The 19,835-nt window shown below is 64.1% G+C and carries 22 protein-coding genes; 10 read left to right on the top strand and 12 right to left on the bottom strand.

The features are described 5' to 3' along the window. Position 1: 1 nt before the first annotated feature. From Q8R61_RS09150 to purU, 8 genes are read right to left on the bottom strand one after another with little or no spacing between them, the layout of a single operon-like run. Entirely contained in the window at positions 2-691 is a 690-nt protein-coding gene (locus tag Q8R61_RS09150; RefSeq protein WP_305536438.1) for a protein glxC, read from the bottom strand. Continuing rightward, positions 679-1,587, bottom strand: a complete 909-nt coding sequence (locus tag Q8R61_RS09145; protein WP_305536436.1) for an amidophosphoribosyltransferase — start codon at positions 1,585-1,587, stop codon at positions 679-681. The genes Q8R61_RS09150 and Q8R61_RS09145 overlap by 13 nt, the downstream gene beginning before the upstream one ends. Before the next feature lie 13 nt (positions 1,588-1,600). After that, positions 1,601-2,929: a type III glutamate--ammonia ligase gene (gene glnT / locus Q8R61_RS09140; RefSeq protein WP_305536434.1), complete on the bottom strand. Its 1,329-nt coding sequence runs from the start codon at positions 2,927-2,929 to the stop codon at positions 1,601-1,603. Further along, positions 2,926-3,444: a hypothetical protein gene (locus tag Q8R61_RS09135; RefSeq protein ID WP_305536433.1), complete on the bottom strand. Its 519-nt coding sequence runs from the start codon at positions 3,442-3,444 to the stop codon at positions 2,926-2,928. Before Q8R61_RS09135 ends, glnT begins: the two co-directional genes overlap by 4 nt. Next, the gene (locus tag Q8R61_RS09130; RefSeq protein ID WP_305536431.1) at positions 3,441-6,281 is read right to left on the bottom strand and encodes an FAD-dependent oxidoreductase; all 2,841 of its coding nucleotides are present in this window, start codon (positions 6,279-6,281) and stop codon (positions 3,441-3,443) included. Before Q8R61_RS09130 ends, Q8R61_RS09135 begins: the two co-directional genes overlap by 4 nt. A gap of 1 nt (position 6,282) precedes the next feature. Further along, complete coding sequence (locus tag Q8R61_RS09125) at positions 6,283-6,540, bottom strand: sarcosine oxidase subunit delta (protein ID WP_305536429.1); 258 nt, start codon at positions 6,538-6,540, stop codon at positions 6,283-6,285. Position 6,541: 1 nt separating this feature from the next. Beyond that, positions 6,542-7,783, bottom strand: coding sequence for an FAD-dependent oxidoreductase (locus tag Q8R61_RS09120; protein WP_305536428.1), 1,242 nt, complete (start codon positions 7,781-7,783; stop codon positions 6,542-6,544). A gap of 9 nt (positions 7,784-7,792) precedes the next feature. Further along, positions 7,793-8,653, bottom strand: a complete 861-nt coding sequence (purU, locus tag Q8R61_RS09115; protein WP_305536426.1) for a formyltetrahydrofolate deformylase — start codon at positions 8,651-8,653, stop codon at positions 7,793-7,795. Between the two features lie 106 nt (positions 8,654-8,759). Between purU and Q8R61_RS09110 the strand changes: the two genes are divergently transcribed. Both Q8R61_RS09110 and Q8R61_RS09105 read left to right on the top strand, forming a co-directional pair. Beyond that, a complete protein-coding gene (locus Q8R61_RS09110) occupies positions 8,760-9,389 on the top strand; it encodes an XRE family transcriptional regulator (protein WP_305536424.1) in 630 nt (209 codons plus the stop codon). Continuing rightward, positions 9,386-9,844: a GNAT family N-acetyltransferase gene (locus Q8R61_RS09105; protein ID WP_305536422.1), complete on the top strand. Its 459-nt coding sequence runs from the start codon at positions 9,386-9,388 to the stop codon at positions 9,842-9,844. Before Q8R61_RS09110 ends, Q8R61_RS09105 begins: the two co-directional genes overlap by 4 nt. Before the next feature lie 321 nt (positions 9,845-10,165). On the opposite strand, the gene Q8R61_RS09100 is transcribed toward Q8R61_RS09105, so the two are convergent. The 3 genes from Q8R61_RS09100 to Q8R61_RS09090 form a co-directional block, all read right to left on the bottom strand. After that, on the bottom strand, positions 10,166-11,602 hold the full coding sequence (locus tag Q8R61_RS09100) for an ammonium transporter (RefSeq protein WP_305536420.1): 1,437 nt from the start codon (positions 11,600-11,602) through the stop codon (positions 10,166-10,168). An 11-nt stretch (positions 11,603-11,613) separates the two neighbouring features. Then, positions 11,614-11,952, bottom strand: a complete 339-nt coding sequence (glnK, locus tag Q8R61_RS09095) for a P-II family nitrogen regulator (RefSeq protein WP_059753103.1) — start codon at positions 11,950-11,952, stop codon at positions 11,614-11,616. 68 nt (positions 11,953-12,020) lie between these two features. After that, a complete protein-coding gene (locus Q8R61_RS09090) occupies positions 12,021-12,917 on the bottom strand; it encodes a TorF family putative porin (protein ID WP_305536414.1) in 897 nt (298 codons plus the stop codon). A gap of 125 nt (positions 12,918-13,042) precedes the next feature. Between Q8R61_RS09090 and Q8R61_RS09085 the strand changes: the two genes are divergently transcribed. From Q8R61_RS09085 to Q8R61_RS09050, 8 genes are all read left to right on the top strand, one after another. Continuing rightward, complete coding sequence (locus Q8R61_RS09085) at positions 13,043-13,309, top strand: accessory factor UbiK family protein (protein ID WP_305536412.1); 267 nt, start codon at positions 13,043-13,045, stop codon at positions 13,307-13,309. A gap of 4 nt (positions 13,310-13,313) precedes the next feature. Beyond that, positions 13,314-14,804, top strand: coding sequence for a YifB family Mg chelatase-like AAA ATPase (locus Q8R61_RS09080; RefSeq protein WP_305536410.1), 1,491 nt, complete (start codon positions 13,314-13,316; stop codon positions 14,802-14,804). Then, positions 14,801-15,847, top strand: a complete 1,047-nt coding sequence (locus Q8R61_RS09075) for a VIT1/CCC1 transporter family protein (RefSeq protein ID WP_305536408.1) — start codon at positions 14,801-14,803, stop codon at positions 15,845-15,847. Before Q8R61_RS09080 ends, Q8R61_RS09075 begins: the two co-directional genes overlap by 4 nt. Positions 15,848-16,087: 240 nt before the next feature. Then, complete coding sequence (locus Q8R61_RS09070) at positions 16,088-16,234, top strand: lmo0937 family membrane protein (RefSeq protein WP_305536406.1); 147 nt, start codon at positions 16,088-16,090, stop codon at positions 16,232-16,234. A 105-nt stretch (positions 16,235-16,339) separates the two neighbouring features. After that, the gene (locus tag Q8R61_RS09065; RefSeq protein ID WP_305536404.1) at positions 16,340-16,552 is read left to right on the top strand and encodes a hypothetical protein; all 213 of its coding nucleotides are present in this window, start codon (positions 16,340-16,342) and stop codon (positions 16,550-16,552) included. A 98-nt stretch (positions 16,553-16,650) separates the two neighbouring features. Then, on the top strand, positions 16,651-16,791 hold the full coding sequence (locus Q8R61_RS09060) for a DUF3096 domain-containing protein (protein ID WP_305536402.1): 141 nt from the start codon (positions 16,651-16,653) through the stop codon (positions 16,789-16,791). A 157-nt stretch (positions 16,792-16,948) separates the two neighbouring features. After that, positions 16,949-18,295, top strand: a complete 1,347-nt coding sequence (locus tag Q8R61_RS09055) for a sodium:proton antiporter (protein WP_305536400.1) — start codon at positions 16,949-16,951, stop codon at positions 18,293-18,295. A gap of 102 nt (positions 18,296-18,397) precedes the next feature. Continuing rightward, positions 18,398-18,880 carry a hypothetical protein gene (locus Q8R61_RS09050; protein ID WP_305536398.1) on the top strand — a complete coding sequence of 161 codons (483 nt, stop codon included), beginning with the start codon at positions 18,398-18,400 and terminating at the stop codon, positions 18,878-18,880. A 111-nt stretch (positions 18,881-18,991) separates the two neighbouring features. Here Q8R61_RS09050 and Q8R61_RS09045 read toward each other — a convergent pair whose 3' ends face one another. Continuing rightward, positions 18,992-19,648, bottom strand: a complete 657-nt coding sequence (locus tag Q8R61_RS09045) for an OmpA family protein (RefSeq protein ID WP_305536396.1) — start codon at positions 19,646-19,648, stop codon at positions 18,992-18,994. Positions 19,649-19,835: the final 187 nt, after the last annotated feature.

The raw sequence follows: 19,835 nt of genomic DNA, 5'->3' as shown, positions 1-19,835 counted from the left end.
GTCAGTACTCCTGATCCGCGTCGGCGTTCCAGTGATAAAGGCTGCGGGCCGAGGCCACGCGCTTGAAGTCGTGCGGGTCGTGCTGCATGCCCGCCGCGTCGAGCAGTTCCTTGACGGTGGCGTAGTCGGCTTCGGTCATCGGCTCGATCTGCGCGTCGGCGCCAAGCGACTTGATGCTGCCACGCACGTAGAGCACGGCTTCATACAGCGAATCGCCGAGCGCATCACCGGCGTTGCCGCAGACCACCATGCGCCCGGCCTGCGCCATGAAGGCGGAAAAGCTGCCGACTGAGCCGCCGACGACGATGTCGCCGCCCTTCAAGGAGATGCCACAGCGCAGGCCGGCGTCGCCGTCGATCACCAGCAGGCCGCCGTGCATCGAGGCGCCGGCGCCGTTGGAGGCGAAGCCCTTGACGTGCACGCGCCCCGACATCATGTTCTCGGCCACGCCGGTACCGGCGCTTCCGAAGATCGTGACCGTGCCGGTCTTGTTCATGCCGCCGGCGTAGTAGCCGGCATGCCCGTGCACTTCAACGTCGACCGGACAGTCGAGGCCAACGGCGATGTTGTGCGCGCCGTCAGGGTTCGCCACCACGACCTGGTGCACACCTTTGGCCGGAGCTTCCTTATGCAGGAAGGAATTCAGCTCGCGCAGCGTCACCTGCGCAAGGTCGAAGCTCATGCGTTCCATACGTACATCTCCTCGGGTGCCGGCTCGAATACCGTGGCGTGCTTGATGTCGGGCAGATGCGCCAGCGAACGGAATTCGGAGGCGATCGCCACGTAGTCGTCGGTTTCCGCCACCACCGCCGGCTTGCAGGCGAAGGGGTCACGGATCAGCGCCAGCTTGTCGGCGGTGCCCATGAGGAAGGTGTAGAAACCGTCCAGTTCCTCGAAGCCTTTCTGCAACGCGGTTTCCAGGTCATCGCCTTCGCGCAGTCGCCATTCGAGGAAGCGGCAGGCGGCCTCGGTATCGTTGTCGGTTTCGAATCGGATACCGTGTGGCTCCAGCATGCGGCGCACGCCGTAGGGATTCGACAGCGAGCCGTTGTGCACCAGGCAGAAATCCTCGCCGGCGGTAAACGGGTGGGCGCGGTCCGGCGTTACCGCCGATTCGGTCGCCATCCGCGTGTGACCAACCAGATGGCTGCCAGCCAGGCCGCTGAAGGCATAGCGCGCAGCCACCTCGCCCGGCGTGCCAATGTCCTTGTAGAGGTCGATCGAGCGCCCGGTGGAGAGGATGTGCAGCTTCGGGTAACGCTCCCTGATCCAGCGCTTGACCGGTTCCGGCGCGATGGCGGCGGTTAGGATGGCGTGGTTACCCTGCGCCGCGATCGTCGCCTCAATTCCAAGATGCGCCTTCAGTTCATGGCCAAGGCCGAGCCAGTTGAAGTCCGCGCCTTCCTCGCTCATTCCGGAGTACAGGCTGATCTTGCGCATGGTTTCCGCCAGCGGTTCAGTGAACACGGCGAGCCCGGCCGAATCGGGGCCGCGCTCGGTCATGCCGATCAGCATCGGCACCATCAACTCGCCGAGGCGGGGTCTCAGTGCCGGCTTCTTCACCAGCAGTCCAACGATTCCACACATGGCTCAAGTCCTTTCAGAAAAATTCCAGATAACTTTCGATTTCCCACTCGGAGACGTGGCGCATGTACTCGACCCATTCCATGTGCTTGAGCCGGAGAAACTCGTCGGCAACCGGGCTCAGCGCGTCGCGGATCACCTTGTCCTTCTCCAGGGCGGTCAGTGCCTCGTGCAGGTTCTGCGGCAGGATGGAAATCTTTTCCTTTTTCAGTTCGGCGGCCGACAGTTCGTAGAGGTTGACGTTGTGCGGCTCGCCCGGATCGAGCTTGTGCTCGATGCCGTCGAGGCCGGCGGCGATCACCGCGGCGGTGGCGAGGTAGGGGTTGCAGGCGCCGTCGGGCAGGCGCAGTTCCAGCCGGCCGCCGGGGATGCGCACCATCGACGAGCGGTTGTTGTCGCCGTAGCTGATGTAGGCCGGCGCCCAGGTCGCGCCGGTCAGCGAGCGGCCGACGACCAGGCGCTTGTAGGAGTTCACCGTCGGCGCGCAAATTGCAGCCAGCGCCGGGCCGTGCTTGAGCAGGCCGGCGGCGAACTGGTAGGCCAGCGGCGAGAGGTCGAGGCCGCGCTTGTCCTTCTTGTCGAGGAACAGGTTCTGCTTGCCGTCCGACAGGCTCATGTGCATGTGCATGCCGTTGCCCGGGCGGTTCGCGAAGGGCTTGGGCATGAACGAGCAGATCAGGCCCATCTCGCTGGCGATCTCGGCGGCTGCCATCTTGAAGAAGATGTAGTGGTCGCACGAGGTCAGGCAATCCTCGTAGGTGTAGTTGATCTCGAACTGGCCGTTGGCGTCCTCGTGGTCGACCTGGTAGACGTCGATGCCGACCGCGACCAGGCTCTCCACCAATTTGTCGAGAAAGCCGCGCGAGCGCGACAGGCCCTTGTAGTCGTAGCAGGGCTTGGCGAGCGTGTCGCTGTCCTCGCACGGCACGATCTTGCCCGTCACGCTGCGTTTGAGCAGCGAGAACTCGGGTTCGAGGCCGGTCATCAGGCTCATGCCCAGTTTGTCCAGCCGGGCGATCTGCTTCTTCAGCGTGACGCGCGCATCAAAATCCCAGGGCTTGCCATGCACGTGGCCGTCGCAAACGATGCGCGCATAGCCGGGCTGCCAGGGCACCAGCGACAGCGTGGAAAGATCGCCGACCGCCATGTAGTCGGGGCCGTGCGGCTCGATGCCCAGCCCCCACACCGCAAAGCCGGCAAAACCGGCGCCGGCGTTGAGGATGTCCTCGAAGTGCGAGGCCGGCACCGACTTGGCCTTGGCCGTGCCGTGAATATCCACGAACTGGGCCAGCACGGATTTGACGTTGTTCTTGGCGAGGAATTTTTTGGCTTCTGCAAGATTCATGATGTGGCCCCCTGATGGCGTGGTTGGCTGGATTGCGTGAGTTCGCCGGCGACGTCGGTCAGCGTTTCGAAAAACCATTCGCCGTAGGTGCTGTCGCACCAGATGTGGCAACACGGCATGCCGCCTTCCTCACCCGGAATGACGGTGGCGCCGACGCCGACCATCGAGGTCAGCACCACCGGACGGGTGGACAGATCGAGCGCGCGGAAATCGACGCTACAGGTTTCCAGCAGCAGCTCGTTGAGGCGCGCGCCGTGCAGAACCAGCGCCGTGTCCTGACGCAGCACCGGATAAACACCGGGCGCGAGCGGTGCGGCGAGCTTCGCAGCCTCCGATCCCTCGACGAGGAATTCGGTGAGGCCGAGGCGGGCGATCAGCCCGCCGGGCAGCGGCAGCCAGCTGTTGGGCGCCCGCGGCACCGGGAGGTCGAGGGCAGCGAGCCAGGCGGCGGCGCCCGGGCCCTTCACGCCGGCACGCGGTGTGTGCGAGACGTTTTCAAAAGTGATCGCGCTCATGTCGTTTCTTTCTGGCGCAGATTGTCGGGGTCGTAGAAGGGCGTCTTCACCACCCCGGCGGTGACCAGCGATTTGTCCGACAGACGGATCGTGAAACTGCTGTCCACCGCATCCATTCCGGGACGGACGTAGGCCAGGCCGATGTGGCGGGCAAGGCTCGGCGACCAGGCGACACTGGTGACGCGGCCGGCGATCTCGCCGCCTTCGATCACCAGGTGGCATTCCTTCGGCGCGTCACCCTGATGACCGGCGGGCAGCATGAAGCCGACCAGCTGCTGGCGGCGCGGTTTACCGGCAATGGCCATGAGGCTGCGCTGGCCGACGAAGAAGGCTTTGTCCAGCTTCACCGCCCAGTCGAGCCCCGCCTCGCCCGGCGTGGTGAGACCGTCGGTGTCCTGGCCGATGATGATGTGGCCTTTTTCCAGCCGCAGCAGGCGCTGCGCCTCGACGCCGAAGGGGCGGATGCCGTGCGCTTTTCCTGCCTCCATCAGCGCATCCCATACCGCGGCGCCGTGCTCGGCGGGGACGTGGATTTCGACGCCCCACTCGCCGACGAAGCCGACCCGCATCAGCCGTGCCGGCACGCCGCACACCATTCCCTCGCGCACCGCGAGGAAGGGCAGCGACAGGTCGACATTGGTCAGGCCTTCGAGCACCGCCTTCGCCCTTGGCCCGGCGAGGTTCATCGCCGCCATCGCGCCGGTCAGGTTGACGATGCCGCAGTCCAGTTTCCACAGCGTATTCCAGCGCGACAGCTCGCGGTAGATCGCAGCCGCGCCCGATGTTGTGGTGGTGAAATAGAAATGCTCGTCGGCCAGGCGTGCCACCACGCCGTCGTCGAGTACCACGCCGGACTCGTCGCACATCACTGCGTAGCGCGTCATGCCGACCTTGAGACCGGCGTACTTCGAGATGTAGACGCGCTCGAGGAATTCGGCCGCCTGCGGGCCGCGAATTTCCAGCTTGCCGAGCGTGCCGACGTCGATCAGGCCGACGCCGTTGCGCACCGCCAACGCCTCGCCCTCGATGCAGGCCGCGCGCGACTGCCCCGCAACCGCGTAGTACTCGGGGCGCTGCCACACGCCGGCCGGCATCCACACCGCGCCAGCCGCGGCGTGCCGATGATGCATCGGGGTGCGGCGCTCGGGCGTAAAGCCGCGGCCGGCCAGATGCGACATCGGCACCGGATGGAAAAAGGGACGCGCGGTGGTGGTGCCGACCGCACCCGGTGTCGAACCGGTGGCACGCGCCAGCACGCGAAGCGCATTCATGTTCGAGTGCTTGCCCTGACTCGGCCCCATGCCGACGGTCGAGAAGCGCTTCATTAATTCGATATTGTCGAAGCCCTCTTGAATGGCGTTCTCGAGGTCAGCGAGCTGCAGGTCCTCGTCGAAGTCGATGAAGTTCTTGCCTTTGGCGTGGGATACGATGGGCCAGGGATGGGTCGGGGACTCCATCTCTGCCTTCACCGCGATGTCGCGCACCTCGCCAAAGCCGCAATAGGCCGCCGCCGCACTGCCCGCGCGTTCGCCGTCGAGAAGCCGGGATTCGGGGGTGTGAATGCCGTTGACGCGACCGCAGGCGAAGACGCCGTCGGGTAGCTGGCCAGGGACGAACTGATGGACGCCGTCGTCGTAGCGCATCTTCGTCCCGGCCTGGTACAGCAGCGCCGCCGCAGGCGCCCAGCCGACGCTCATGAAGACCCCGTCGCAGGCAAGCTCGGCAACGACTGCGGCTTCACCCAGCGCCGCCACGCGAACCTTGGCCACCCGCTTGTCATCGGCGGCAGGGAGCGCCTCGACGATGCAGTGCCCGCTGTAGAGCGGGATGCCCTGCGCCGCGACCCGCGCGGCCTGCTCGCCCGGCACCTTGTCGCGCAGGTCGATCACCGCGGTCACAGCGATACCGGCATCGGCAAAGTCCTGCAGCGCGCGATAGGCGTCGGCGTTGGCTGCGAGCACTACCACGCGCTGCGCCGGGCGGACCGCGTAGCGCCGGATCAGGCGCTGCGCAGCGGAGGCGAGCATGATGCCCGGCAGGTCGTTGCAGCGGAACACCGCCGGCTGCTCGAAAGCGCCGGCAGCGACGACGACCGCATGGGCGCGCATCTTGGTGATGCGGCCGCGCTCGACCAGCGGCACCCAGTGATCGGCGTAGTAGCCGGCAGCATAGGCGTCGGTGAAGACGCGGATGCGCGGATGGGCGATGACCTTGTCGACCAGTTCCGAGGCACCGTGGGTGCTGCCGCCCAACCGCGCGTTTTCGTCGACCAGCGCCACCTGCGCGCCCTGTTCCGCCGCCGCCAGCGCGGCGCTCAATCCCGAAGTCCCGCCGCCGACCACCAGCACGTCGCAGAAGCCGTAGCGCTTGGGGGTGTGCAGCCGCTTCGTGGCGAAATCGACCCGTCCGAGCCCGGTCATGGCGCGGAACATGCGTTCCCACAGCGGGAACAGGCGCTTGTTGTGGAAGGCCTTGTAGTAGAAGCCGACCGGTAGCAGGCGCGAGAACCAGCCGAGGGCGCTGCCGGGGTCGCGCGCCAGCGTGCCGAACGTGTTCACCGCCTTGAGATCCATGCCGGCGATCAATGGCGTCGCGTCGGCACGGACGTTGGGGGTGCCGCCCCACTGCATCAAGGCGTTGACGTCGTGGTTGGCGGCGGACAGCAGACCGCGCGGGCGGTGGTACTTGAACGAGCGGCCGAGCACGCTGGCACCGCTGGCGACGAGCGCGCTGGCGACCGTATCGCCGGCAAAGCCGCTGTAGTCGCGGCCCTCGAATCGAAAGCCCAGCGGCTGGCTGCGGTCTACCCATTCACAGGACTGGGGAGGCAGGCGCATTTCAGCTTTCCTCCGCATACAAATAGGTGCGCAGCACCACGTCGCGCGCAGTGTCGCGCTCGGCGACGAACCAGGTGTTGGACGGCGTATGGCACCACCACTCGCGCTTCACCCCCGGCGAGCCGTTGCGATTGAAGATGTAGTCGGCCCAGGCGTCGTCGCTGCAGGTCGTTGGATCAGGCATGGGCCGGATCTCGCCGCCGTAGGCGAATTCGGAAATGGCGCGCGGGCCGTTGACGGGGCAGGTCATGATCTTCATCTCAGTGGCCCACCGAGGCGGCGCCCTTCTCGCCGGTCAATTCGAAATTGCGGAAGCGGTCGAGCGTGAAGCCGGTGATGAGGTCGTGGTTGCGGTCGTTGGCCACCGTGTACGACATCGTTTTGCCGCAGACGGGGGTGGCCTTGAAGCCCCAGGTGCCCCAGCCGCCGTCGAGGTAGAAGCCTTCGACCGGCGTCCGGCCCATGATGGGCGCGAAATCCGGCGTCATGTCCGCCATGCCGGCCCACTGGCGCATCACCTTGACGTTCGACAGGAAGGGGAACATGTCGAGCATGTGCGCCGACAGGCCTTCGGGAAAATCGAAGGTCGAACGCGTACTTTGCACTTCATACGGATCGAGTGAGGCACCCATGATCAATTCGCCGCGCGCCGACTGACTGATGTAGACGTGCAGGCTGCCGGACACCAGGATGGGATCGAGCCATGGCTTGACCGGCTCGCTGACCATGGCCTGCAGCGGATGAACATAGATCGGTGAGCGGATGCCGACCATGTCGAGGACGCGCGGCGTCGAGCCGGCGACCGCGCATAGCACCTTGCCGGTGGAAATGTTGCCGCGATTGGTGCGCACCCCGGTGACCTTGCCTCCGACCACATCGATGCCGAGCACTTCGGTGCGCTGGTGGATTTCCACCCCGCGCATGTCGGCGCCGCGGCCGTAGCCCCAGGCCACGGCATCGTGGCGCGCGACCGCGCCGGGCGCGTGATACAGCGCACCGAGGATGGGCGCGTGGCCGCCGCACGAGAGGTCGATCATCGGCGCTGCCTTCTTCACCGCCTCGGGACCGACCACTTCGGATTCGATGCCGAAATGCTTGTTCACCTCGGCGCGCCAGCGGCTGGTGCGCAGCGCCGCGTCGGTGTGCGCCAGCGTGAAGTGGCCGCGGTTGGAATAGAACAGGTTGAGGTCGAAATCCTGCGCCAGGTCCTGCCACAGGCGCACCGATTCGTCGTAGAACTTCACGCCCTCGGGCGTCAGGTAGTTGGAACGGATGATGGTGGTGTTGCGGCCGGTGTTGCCGCCGCCGAGGTAGCCCTTTTCGAGCACGCAGACATTGGTGATGCCGTGGTCCCGCGCGAGGTAGTAGGCCGCCGCGAGGCCGTGGCCGCCGCCACCGATGATGACGACGTCGTACGCCGGCTTGAGCGAGTCGTGGCGCGTGAACATCCGCGGTTCAGGATGCTTGTTCGAGAGCGCGAAGCGGAGCAGTCTCCAGGGCATGCGATTCTCCTAGCGGAACACCACGGTCTTGTTGCCGTGGGTCAGCACGCGGTCTTCGAGGTGGTATCTGAGGCCGCGCGCAAGCACCGTCTTCTCGATGTCCTTGCCGTATCGCACCATGTCCTCGGGCGAATCCGAGTGGTCGATGCGAATCACGTCCTGCTCGATGATCGGACCCTGGTCGAGGTCCTCGGTGACATAGTGGCAGGTCGCGCCGATCAGTTTCACGCCGCGCGCATAGGCCTGGTGATAGGGCTTGGCGCCGACGAAACTGGGCAAAAAGCTGTGGTGGATGTTGATGATCCGCCCCGGATAGGCGCGGCACAGTTCGGGCGACAGGATCTGCATGTAGCGCGCCAGCACCATGGTATCGCCGCGCGCGTCCTCGAACAGGCGCTGCACCTCGGCGTAGGCGGCATCCTTGTTGTCGGGCATCACCGGCACATGATGGAAGGGAATACCGTGCCACTCGACGAGGCCGCGAAAGCTTGCGTGGTTGGAGATCACGCAGGGGATGTCGACATCCAGTTCCTTTGACTGCCAGCGCGCCAGCAGGTCATACAGGCAGTGCTCCTGCTTCGACACCAGCACCACCATCCGTTTCTTCTCCGCCGAATCGCTGATGCGCCAGTCCATTCCGTACTGATCTGCGATGGGCGCGAATTTTTCCTTCAGCGCGGCGAGGTCGAAAGGCAGCGAGTCGGCGCGGATTTCCTGGCGCATGAAAAAGCGCTGGGCCGGCTCGTCGGCGTGATGGCTGGCCTCGACGATCCAGCCCTGATGCTGCGCGATCAGCCCGCTGACGGCCGCAACGATGCCGACCCGGTCGGGGCAGGTCAGCGTCAGGGTGTAGCGGCGGGAGGCAGCCATCAGGTTTTCTCACAATGAAACATTTGTTCATATCATGCATCATGTGATTAACTTGGGTCAACTATTATTCTTTATATGAATCATTTTGCCGTGCCATAATTCGCCCATGGACACCCCACCCGATCTCCTCGACCCCGATGCACCGGACGCAGCAAGCGGCACACTGGAGCGCTACCTCGGCAATGCCATCCGCGACTTGCGCCAGCGCCACGGCCTCACCATTGCCGAAGTCGCCGACCGCGCCGGCATCAGCCGCGGCATGCTGTCGAAAATCGAAAACGCGCAGACCGCCACCAGCCTCGATGCCCTGCACCGCCTGGCGCAGGCGCTCGGCGTCTCGCTCTCCACCCTGTTCCGCAACTACGACGTTCCGGAAGGCAGCGCCCAGCTGGTGAAAAACGGCGAGGGCATGGAGGTTGTGCGGCGCGGAACCAAGCGTGGTCATACCTATCACCTGCTGGCACACGAGCAGGGGCCGACCAAGCTGTTCGAACCCTTCCTCATCACCATCGATTCGCCCGACGCGATCTTCCCGGTGTTCGAACACCCCGGCACCGAGTTTCTCTACATGCTCGAAGGCCGCATGGAATACCGCCACGGTCAGCACACCTATCTGCTGACGCCCGGCGACGCGCTGAGCTTCCGCGGCGAAGTGCCGCACGGCCCGGAAAATCTGATCAACCTGCCGATCCGCTTCCTCGCCACCATCGTCTATCCCACGCCGGTCGAGACATGAAATCGTTCGCGATTACCCCGGCCAGCGAAGCCGACATTCCCGAACTGATCGATTTGCTTGGCGTGCTGTTTTCCATCGAGCAGGATTTCACGCCCGACACCGACAAGCAGCGCCGCGGTCTCGCCGCCCTGGTCGCCTCGTCCGCCGGCCACATCGCGATCGCCCGTGACGAAGACGCACGGGCCGTCGGCATGGCCACGGCGCAATTGGTGATCTCCACTGCCGAAGGCGCGCCCTCAGCCTGGATCGAGGACGTGGTGGTGCGGGAAGACTGGCGCGGGCACGGACTCGGACGCGCCCTGCTCGATGCCGTGCTGGACTGGGCACGCAACCGGGGGGCCGTCCGCGCGCAACTGCTCGCCGACCTCGATAACGCGCCCGCGCTTGCCTTCTACGACAGGCTGGACTGGCAGACCACGCGGCTGGGTGCGCGGCGGCTCATGCTCGACAGGTAAAACCCGGCCAGCGGTTCCAAGCCCTCGAAGGATGCACTGCTGGGTGATGACACAAAGACAAAGAACTGCGCGTGGTGTCGCGCGAAAACCCTGCGCCGACCTTCCGCAGCATTCTGCATACCCTGCGCATCAGTCACGCATAAGGCGAGCGAAGCCCCTCCTCTGCACGACCTAGCACTGAAGGCGCAATCCCTGCGGGACAAGCCTATCGAGGGTTGACCCAAAGCCTTGCCCGGCAGAAGGAAAGGTCTTGCCGAAGGAAGCAAAAAAAGGGGCGCTCTGCAGAGCGCCCCCAGCTTCCTTCGGAGAAAGGATGATGACTTAAGCGTTATAGGCCCGCTCGCCGTGACTTGCGGTATCGAGACCTTCGCGTTCCTGCTCTTCGCTGACGCGCAGACCCATGGTCATGTCGATCAGCTTGAAGGCCACGAAGCTCACCACACCCGACCACAAGATGGTGATCAGCACGCCCTTGGCCTGGATGATGACCTGGCCAACCATCGCATAGTCATCCACACCGACGCCGCCGAGAGCCGGCGAGACGAAGATGCCGGTGCCGATGGCGCCGATAATGCCGCCGATGCCGTGGATGCCGAACACGTCGAGCGAGTCGTCATAACCCAGCGCCTTCTTCAGGCCGGTAACACCCCACAGGCAGACCACGCCGGCAATCGCGCCGAGGACGATCGCACCCATCGGACCGACCAGACCGGCCGCCGGGGTGACCGCCACCAGACCCGCCACCGCACCAGACGCCACGCCCAGCATGGAAGGCTTGCCGCGCAACATCCACTCGGTGAACATCCAGGCCAGACCCGCTGCGGCAGGCGCCATGATGGTGTTGATGAAGGCCAGCGTCGTGCCACCGTTGGCTTCCAGGTTGGAGCCGGCGTTGAAGCCGAACCAGCCCACCCACAGCAGCGAAGCACCGATCAGCGTCATCGGCAGGCTGTGCGGCGGCATCGCGTCGCGGCCGTAGCCGATGCGCTTGCCCAGCACCAGGGCGCCCACCAGTGCGGCGATACCGGAGTTGATGTGCACCACCGTGCCGCCCGCGAAGTCGAGATCGCCCGCTTCGAACAGGTAGCCACCGGTTGCCCACACCATGTGCGTGATCGGCAGGTAGGAGAAGGTGAACCACAGCACACCGAACACCAGCAGGGCGGAGAACTTCACCCGTTCGGCAAGGGCACCGGTGATCAGCGCCACGGTGATGGCGGCAAAGGTCAGCTGGAAGGCCACGAAGATGTATTCCGGAATCACCACGCCATCGGTAAAGGTCGCTGCCGTGCTGTCTGCGGTGATGCCCGCCAGGAACATCTTGGACAGGTCGCCGATCATCCAGTTGAGGCCACCGCCATCGCCGAATGCCAGCGAATAGCCGTACACCACCCACAGGATCGAGATCAGGCAGAAAATCGCCATGACCTGCGTCAATACCGACAGCATATTCTTGGCGCGTACCAAGCCGCCATAGAACAGTGCCAGACCGGGGATCGTCATCATGATGACGATAATGGTGGAAACCATCATCCAGGTGGTGTCGCCCTTGTCCGGAACGGGTGCAGCCGTTTCTTCCGCAGGCGCGGCTTCAGCCGGCGCAGCTTCCTCAGCCACGACCGGGGCTTCCACCGCAACAGCGTCCATCGTTTCGACCACGGCGGCTTCTTCCACCGGAGCGGTCGCGTCCTGCGCCATCGTCAAACCGGGAGACAACAGGGCAAGCATCAGCCCCAATGAAGCAAATAGCTTTTTCATGTTCATGCTCCTTAGAGGGCGTCGGGGCCGGATTCGCCCGTGCGGATACGCACGACCTGCTCCAGGCTGGTGACAAAAATCTTGCCGTCGCCGATCTTGCCGGTGTTAGCTGCCTTCTCGATGGCCTCGATCACGCGTTCCAGCAACTCGGCCTTGATGGCCACTTCAATTTTCACTTTGGGCAAAAAGTCGACCACGTATTCCGCGCCGCGATACAGCTCGGTATGGCCCTTCTGGCGCCCAAACCCCTTCACTTCCGTGACCGTCAGGCCGGTGACGCCGATGGCCGACAAGGCCTCGCGCACTTCATCCAGCTTGAACGGCTTGATGATTGCCGTTACGAATTTCATGTCGTCTCCCAAATTAAGACAGGGGAAAAACGGAGCGGGTACATGCACCGCTCCGGTCAGTCAACCGATTAGAACGCCTTGGAAATCCACACGGTGGTCGTGCTGTCGCCCAGGAATTCAGAGTTGGGGGCCGATTCAGTCCAGTTGGCAGGGTTGGCGTCGGTATCGGTGTACGCCACGCCAATCGTCACGCCATCCATCACAGGGGTCAGTTTGCCCATGTCATAGGCTGCGCTGATTTTCCAGTCGTCATAGTCCTGCGCACTGTTGTTGTCGAAGCTGAACGTACCCCAGCTCGCGCCCAGGGTCAGGCCGGTTTCGCCGACCGGGACACTGGCCGAAATGGCCAGGTAGTCGGAACCATCGGCGTTGGCGAAGCCAAATACTTCGTCGCTGATGTAGTAGGAATACTTGACCGTGAACCACTTCCAGCCCAGTGCGGCATAAAGCTCGCTGGTATCGGCGTCAGTAATATTTGCCGGGCGGTCACCGGGGTACATGTACTGGATCGCACCCAGGTCGAAGGTCAGGCCGGTACCGCCGATGTCGCCGCGGAAGCCGCCATAGACATCGATTTCCACGTTGCCTTTGTCGTAGCCCTGGAAGTCCTCGAGCCAGCCCACGTTGGATGCCCAGGTACCGAGGTAGAAACCGCTGCTGTGCGAATAATCCAGGCCACCCTGAATGGCGGGTTCGCCGCCGGTTTGCGAAATGCCACGGAAAACGTAGTCGCTATACAAGCCAACGTTGGCGCTCAGGCTGTGCGGGCTTTCTTCCGCGGCCATCGCAGCAGTGGGCATGCCTACCAAACCAGTCAGAACCAAAGCGTGTACAAGTTTTTTCATGAAAGTCTCCAGAAGAATGAAGGCGCGCAAAATTGCGATGGATAACCAGCACAAGCTGTGCCAGATTTTTTCTCCTTTTAATTCAATAACTTGTTGTTTATGCTCCGCAAAACCCAGCATAGACTGCACTTTCTTGGTGCGCTACCAAAACCGGATGCACCCAATTCGGGCTGGGCGCTGGGGCGGGGGGTCGGTTACGCGGCATGCGCGGCGCTTGCTACACTGGCTGCTAGACAGGAGGCCGCATGAGTCCAAATCCGAAATTCCCCAACCCGGCGTTCATCAATGATCTGGCTGCCAAGCTGGGTGAAATGCTGAAGCAGTCGCCGGCGAAAGACATCGAGCAGAATCTCAAGGCCGGCGTGACGTCGATGCTGGGCAAGCTCGACATGGTCACGCGCGAGGAATTCGACGTGCAGACCGAAGTGCTGGCGCGCACGCGCGAAAAGCTGGCGCAACTGGAAGCACGGCTGGCCGAACTGGAAAAGCAGCAGCGCGAAACAAAAGACTGAACACGTGGCCGTCGCCGTCGTCAAAAGCCGGGCCTTGAACGGCATGGAGGCGCCCGAGGTGGTGGTGGAGGCGCATCTGGCCAACGGCCTGCCCGCGTTCACGCTGGTGGGGCTGCCGGAAACCGAAGTGAAGGAAGCGCGCGACCGCGTGCGCGCGGCGATCCAGAACGCGCGCTTTGAATTTCCTGCGCGGCGCATCACGGTCAACCTCGCACCGGCCGATCTGCCCAAGGAATCCGGGCGCTTCGATCTGCCGATCGCGCTGGCGATCCTGGCTGCGTCCGGGCAGATTCCCGCCGACAAGTTCCAGCACACCGAATTCGCCGGCGAACTCGCGCTGACCGGCGAATTGCGGCCGGTGCGCGGCGCGCTGGCGATGGCGCTGGCCACCCGCAGCGCAGGGCGGCGGCTGGTGCTGCCCGTCGCGTCGGCCGGCGAAGCGGCGCTGGCGAGCGGCGTCGAGACGCTCGGCGCGACCAGTCTGCTGGAGGTGTGCGCCTGGCTCGCCGGCCAGGGCACGTTGCCCGAACCCGAATCCCGCCTCGCGGCGGCGGCGCCGGACTATCCCGACTTCAGTGACGTCAAGGGCCAGGCTTCCGCCCGGCGCGCGCTCGAAGTTGCCGCTGCCGGCAGCCACTCGGTGTTGATGGCGGGTCCGCCCGGCACCGGAAAATCGATGCTCGCCGCGCGCTTCCCCGGCATCCTGCCGGCGATGGACGAAATCGAATCGCTCGAGGCCGCTGCGGTGCAATCGCTCAACGGCGGCTTTCGCCTTGAACACTGGCAGCGCCGGCCCTTTCGCGCGCCGCACCACACCGCCTCGGCGGTGGCGCTGGTGGGCGGCGGCGGCAACCCGCGCCCCGGCGAAATTTCGCTGGCGCACCATGGCGTGCTGTTTCTCGACGAGCTGCCGGAGTTCTCGCGACAGGTGCTGGAAGTGCTGCGCGAGCCGCTGGAGTCGGGCCGCATCACGATTTCGCGCGCCGCACGACAGGCGGATTTCCCGGCGCGCTTCCAGCTCGTCGCCGCGATGAACCCCTGCCCCTGCGGTTATCTCGGCCACCCCACCCAGGCCTGCCGTGACACGCCAGACCAGATTGCGCGCTACCGCGGGCGCATTTCGGGGCCGCTGCTCGACCGCATCGATATCCAGATCAGCGTGCCGGCATTGAGCCAGGACGAGCTGATGCAGGCGGGCAGCGGCGAGCCCAGCGCGCAGATCCGCGCCCGGGTAGAGGCGGCGCGCGCACGGCAATTGACGCGCCAGGGCAAACCCAACAACGCGCTCGGCAACGCGGAAATCGATCTGCACTGCGTGCTCGACAGCGCCGGTGAAGCCTTGCTAAAGCAGGCCATCGCGCGCCTCAACCTGTCCGCGCGCGCCTATCACCGCGTGCTCAAGCTCGCCCGCACGGTGGCCGATCTCGCCGCCAGCCCCGCCATCGGCACCGCGCACCTCGCAGAAGCGATCCAGTACCGGAGACCCGCCGCATGAACACGACCGCCAACGCGCTCGAATCCTGGCGCGAGGAGCAGCGCTCCGCGTGGCTTTATCGCGTGGTGGCCGAATGCGAGGCCGGTACGCCGCGCGCGGCGCTGTTCAATGAACTGGCCGAAGCCGCCGAGGAGCAATCGCAAATTTGGCTCGATACACTGAAAGCCGAAGGCGGCGCCGCGCCCGCCCCCTTCCGCCCCGACCTGCGCACGCGCATGGTGGCACGGCTCACGCGCAGCCTGAAGCCGCGCGCCATGCGCGGCGTGCTGGCGGCGATGAAAGTGCGCGGCATGGTGCTCTACGATGCGGCCCTGCCCTCGCACGGCGTTCCCACCCGGCGCGAGGATGTCGGCCGGCGGCATCGCGGCGCCACCTCGGGCAACGCGCTGCGCGCCGGCGTGTTCGGCGTCAATGACGGCCTGGTCTCCAACGCCGCGCTGATCTACGGCGTGGCGGGCGCGGCGCAGGACCCGGCGATCATCGCGCTGACCGGCGTGGCCGGGCTGCTGGCAGGGGCATTCTCGATGGCGGCGGGCGAATACGTGTCGGTGCGTTCGCAGCGCGAAATGTTCGAATACCAGATCGGGCTGGAACGTGACGAACTGGAAAAATATCCGCAGGAAGAAGCCGCCGAACTGGCGCTGATCTACGCAGCCAAGGGCATGACGCCGGAGGAGGCGCGACGCGTGGCCGACACACTGATGCAGGATCCCGAGCGCGCACTGGACACGCTGGCACGCGAGGAACTCGGCCTCAACCCCGACGAGCTCGGCTCGCCCTGGGTCGCTGCACTCTCATCGTTCGCCGCCTTCACCGTCGGCGCGGCGCTGCCGCTCTTGCCGTTTCTGTTTGCGAGCGGCCGCGTCGCACTGCTGGAATCGATTGCGTTGACCGCCTTGGGCCTGTTCGCCGTCGGTGCCAGCATGAGTCTCTTCACCGGCCGCCACGCCATCCTCAGTGGCCTGCGCATGCTTGGCATCGGCGGCGCAGCGGGACTGGCGACCTATTTCATCGGTGCGTGGCTGGGCGTGGCACTGGGTTAGTTCCGCGAATCAGAAATAGGGTTTCGTCACCGCGCATCACGCATCACGCATCACTCTGGCCGCAATGGTCGGAAATCGTGGCGGCCCGAATCGCTGACCGCCTTATGTACGCTAGCGCACCGAGAAGCAGCGGAAAATCCGTGATGATCCAGACTCGATGAAGATCGACACTATTTTATGGCCAGGCGCATCGTCGGATGGCTGGCGCCACGTCAACCTCTCATATCTGGAGCAGACTCAATGTTACAAACCCTTGCAATTATCCTGATCGTTCTGTGGCTGCTTGGCCTGGTCACCTCATACACCATGGGCGGACTCATTCACATCCTGCTGGTTATCGCGGTCGTGGTGATCCTGCTACGTGTCATACAAGGCCGTCGCCTTTAATGCTTGAGTTCGACATGCCAGGCAAGGTCGCTCCCGGTGCGCTGCACTCGGCCTCCCTGTCATCCATGGCATGAATCACCTGTACCGCCTACCGGAGAAGATGAAATGAATGGAATGAAAATGTTGGGGATCGCACTGATCGTGGCCGGCGCCCTGGGCTTGATCTATGGCGGGTTTACCTACACCCAGAACACGCACGAAGCCAAGCTGGGGCCGATCGAATTGACGGTGAAGGACCAGAAGACCGTCAACATTCCCCTCTGGGCCGGACTGGGCGCAATTGCGGCCGGCGCATTTCTGCTGATTGCGCGCAAGTAGCCACGCAGCCGCCCGATCCGACGCATGCCGGGATCACCCAGTCAAAGCGGGGAGCATGACGCTTCACCCCGCTCACCCCCCATCTCAGGAAAACCAACATGAACATGACGCTAAGCCTTGCCCCCCTGATTTCGCTGATTGCAGGCATTCTGATCCTGGTGATGCCACGTCTGCTGAATTACATCGTCGCCATCTATCTGATTGTGATCGGTCTCATTGGGCTGTTCGGCGGTCGCTGAGTTTGCTTTCAGCAAGTGCGCGCCGGATTCCGGCCCACGGGGGGGTCTGATGGCACGCGCAGCGTATTCCCTCTCCAGCCCCGCTTCCCCAGGCTTCTGGCGCATGCATTGAAAACATCACCGACCCCCTTGTGCGTTTCAATGGCGCTCACGAAGCATGACTAACGCACAATGGTTTTTGCTCGTGGGCGGACTGTTGCTTGCCCGGGGACTGACGGCCCCGTTGCTGCAGCGCCTGCCGGTCACCCCGGCCATTGTCTATCTGGCCGTGGGGCTGCTGTTCGGGCCGACGGTACTCAATCTGTTTCACTTCAACCCGCTCCAGCAGTCGGCACTGCTGGAAGTGTTGACCGAAGTGGTGGTGCTGATTTCGCTGTTTTCCGCCGGTGTCAAAATGCCGGTGCCGTTCAGCTTCGTCCGCTGGCGAACGCCGATTCTGCTGGCATCGGTCTCCATGGCGATCAGCGTCGGGCTGGTCGCGGCCTTTGCGTATTATGTGCTCGGCCTGCCACTGGGGGCGGGCGTCTTGCTGGGCGCCATCCTGGCGCCGACCGATCCGGTGCTGGCGACCGATGTCCAGACCCGTCACCCCGCCGATCGCGATCAACTCCGCTTTACCCTGACCTGCGAAGCAGGCATGAACGACGGCAGCGCTTTTCCGTTTGTGATGCTGGGAATGGGACTCTTGGGCCTGCACGGGCTGGGTGATTTTGGCCTGCGCTGGGTACTGGTCGATGTGCTGTGGGCCACGACGGCGGCACTCGCCATCGGAGTGATGTCGGGCGCCGCACTGGCCTATCTGGCGCGCAAACTGCGCGGCCACCCGCCCCGTCACAAGCTGATGGACGACTTCCTCGGACTCGGCCTGATCGGCGTGGCGTACGGCCTGAGTGTCTGGGTCGATGCGTGGGGATTCCTGGCCGTGTTTTTCGCTGCCGTCGCCCTGCGCCAGACCGAACTCAAACTCGCCCGCACCGATCAGGACAGCGTCGACAGGGACAGCACGGATGAGGAAAACGCGGCTCCGCCGCAAGCCCACCGCATCGGGCCGGACGCGGAACTGGCCAGCCCGGAGGACGCGCCGGCGCCCACCGTCAGCGAGGGCGCGCTGGTGTTCAAGGAACATCTGGAGCGCCTCTCGGAATTGGTGCTCATCCTGTTGATCGGCGGAACGCTGTTTCTCGATTCCTGGAGCTGGCGCGCGGTGGGACTTGCCTTGTTTCTGTTCATGGTGGCGCGCCCGGTCAGCGTCCTCGCTGGGCTGGTGGGCACGCGCACGTCGTGGCCGATTCGCGGCATGGTGGGCTGGTTCGGGGTGCGCGGCATCGGTTCGCTGTACTACCTGATGTACGCCATCCAGCATGGTCTCCCCGAAGACCTGGCGCTGGACCTGACCCAGCTGACGCTCATCGCGGTCACGCTGTCGATTCTTGTCCACGGCACCAGCGTCAAGCCCCTGATGCGCCGCTTTATGCGTTATCGCAGGCATCTGCCCGCACCCTGAGTGTCCGCGGGCGGAAGCGTGTCCTGTGCACGCATCGTTCCAGACCAAAGCCCCTTCCTATACTTCGGCAAGTACCTCCTTCATAAACGAAAAGGAAACATCATGAATCTACTCAGCGCAATTATTCTGGCCGTACTGTTGCTGCTGGCCGTGTTCACCCTGGCCAACTGGGCGGTTCTCACTGCGCCGACCGTACTGTCATTCGTGGCGTTCAATGTCGAGGGGCCGCTGGGCGTGATCCTGCTTGGCGTCACACTGGCGCTGGTGGCGCTTTTTGTCCTCTATGCCCTGACACTGCGCACCAACATGTTGATGGAGTCGCACCGTCACAATCAGGAACTGCAGGCGCAACGAAAACTTGCAGAGAGCGCTGAATCCTCACGCATCGATGCACTGCGCACGCAGATCGAGCAGGAGTTTGCGCAATTGCGCGGTGTGATCGACGCGCGCATGGATACGGTGGCGCTGTCGACGAAACAATCCCTGGACGAAGCCACCAATAGCCTGGCCGCCCTGGTCGGCGAGATGGACGACAAGATCGACCGTGCGCTTGCGCGGAACGGCCCAATGGATTCGGTACGGTGAAAAATCTGGAGGGGGTGTAGATCGATACGCCACGCCCCATTGCGGAGCGCGTCAGGGCTACAGACGGACAATCCGGCATGAAGCATGCCGGGTTGTCCGAACAAGCCCTCCTCAGACTGCGGGTTCTGCCACGTAAATCTCGACGCGGCGGTTTTTTGCACGGCCATCATAGGTGTTGTTATCCGCGATCGGTTCGCGCGAACCGCGTCCATCAATGGCGATACGGCTCGGCGAGACGCCACGGGCAACCAGGTAATCGCGCGTCGCAGCGGCGCGATTGACCGAAAGCGGATTATTGATCGCATCCGTGCCGGTGCTGTCTGTGTGGCCGATGATCGTCACCTTCGTCACCGGATTCTGGTTCAGGGTGGTGGCGAAGCGGTCGAGGATGGGCCGCAGGTTCGATTTGATGTCATAACGGTTCGTGTCAAACGACACGTCGCTCGGGATGTCCAGCTTGAGCTGGTTGTCGGCGGTCTGGCTCACGCTGACGCCGGTTCCCGCGGTGGCCTGCTCCATCTCCGCTTTCTGTTTTTCCATGTGCTTCGACCACATATAACCGCCACCCGCGCCCACTGCTGCGCCGATCGCCGCGCCGGTCGCGGCGGTTTTGCGGTCGCCGGTCGCGGCGCCAATGACGCCACCTGCAACGGCGCCGATCGCCGCGCCCGTACCAGTGGTTTTTTGCGTTTCGGACATGTTGGCGCAACCGGCAAGGCCGCTGAGACCGATTGCGATGACGCTAAGAGAAACGATGGTTTTTTTCATGGGACAACTCCAATTCTATTCAGTGTGTTTCAAATATAGGCAAAAATGCAGTGTGCATCGCCCGCTTTACCAGGCCACAGTCAGCGTCTGCAACAGACGGACTGCGGGCCCCTTACTCACACAATCGAGTAATGCGGTTCCGACCAGAATCCGGCCGTCCGCACCTCTCCTGTTCGTTTCCGTTCGC

The sequence above is a fragment of the Thiobacillus sp. genome (genome assembly GCF_030696885.1).
In the GTDB taxonomy this organism is placed as follows: Bacteria; Pseudomonadota; Gammaproteobacteria; order Burkholderiales; family Thiobacillaceae; genus Thiobacillus.
Note: the sequence above shows the minus strand (reverse complement) of the source record. Positions and strands in the feature narration are given on the sequence as shown.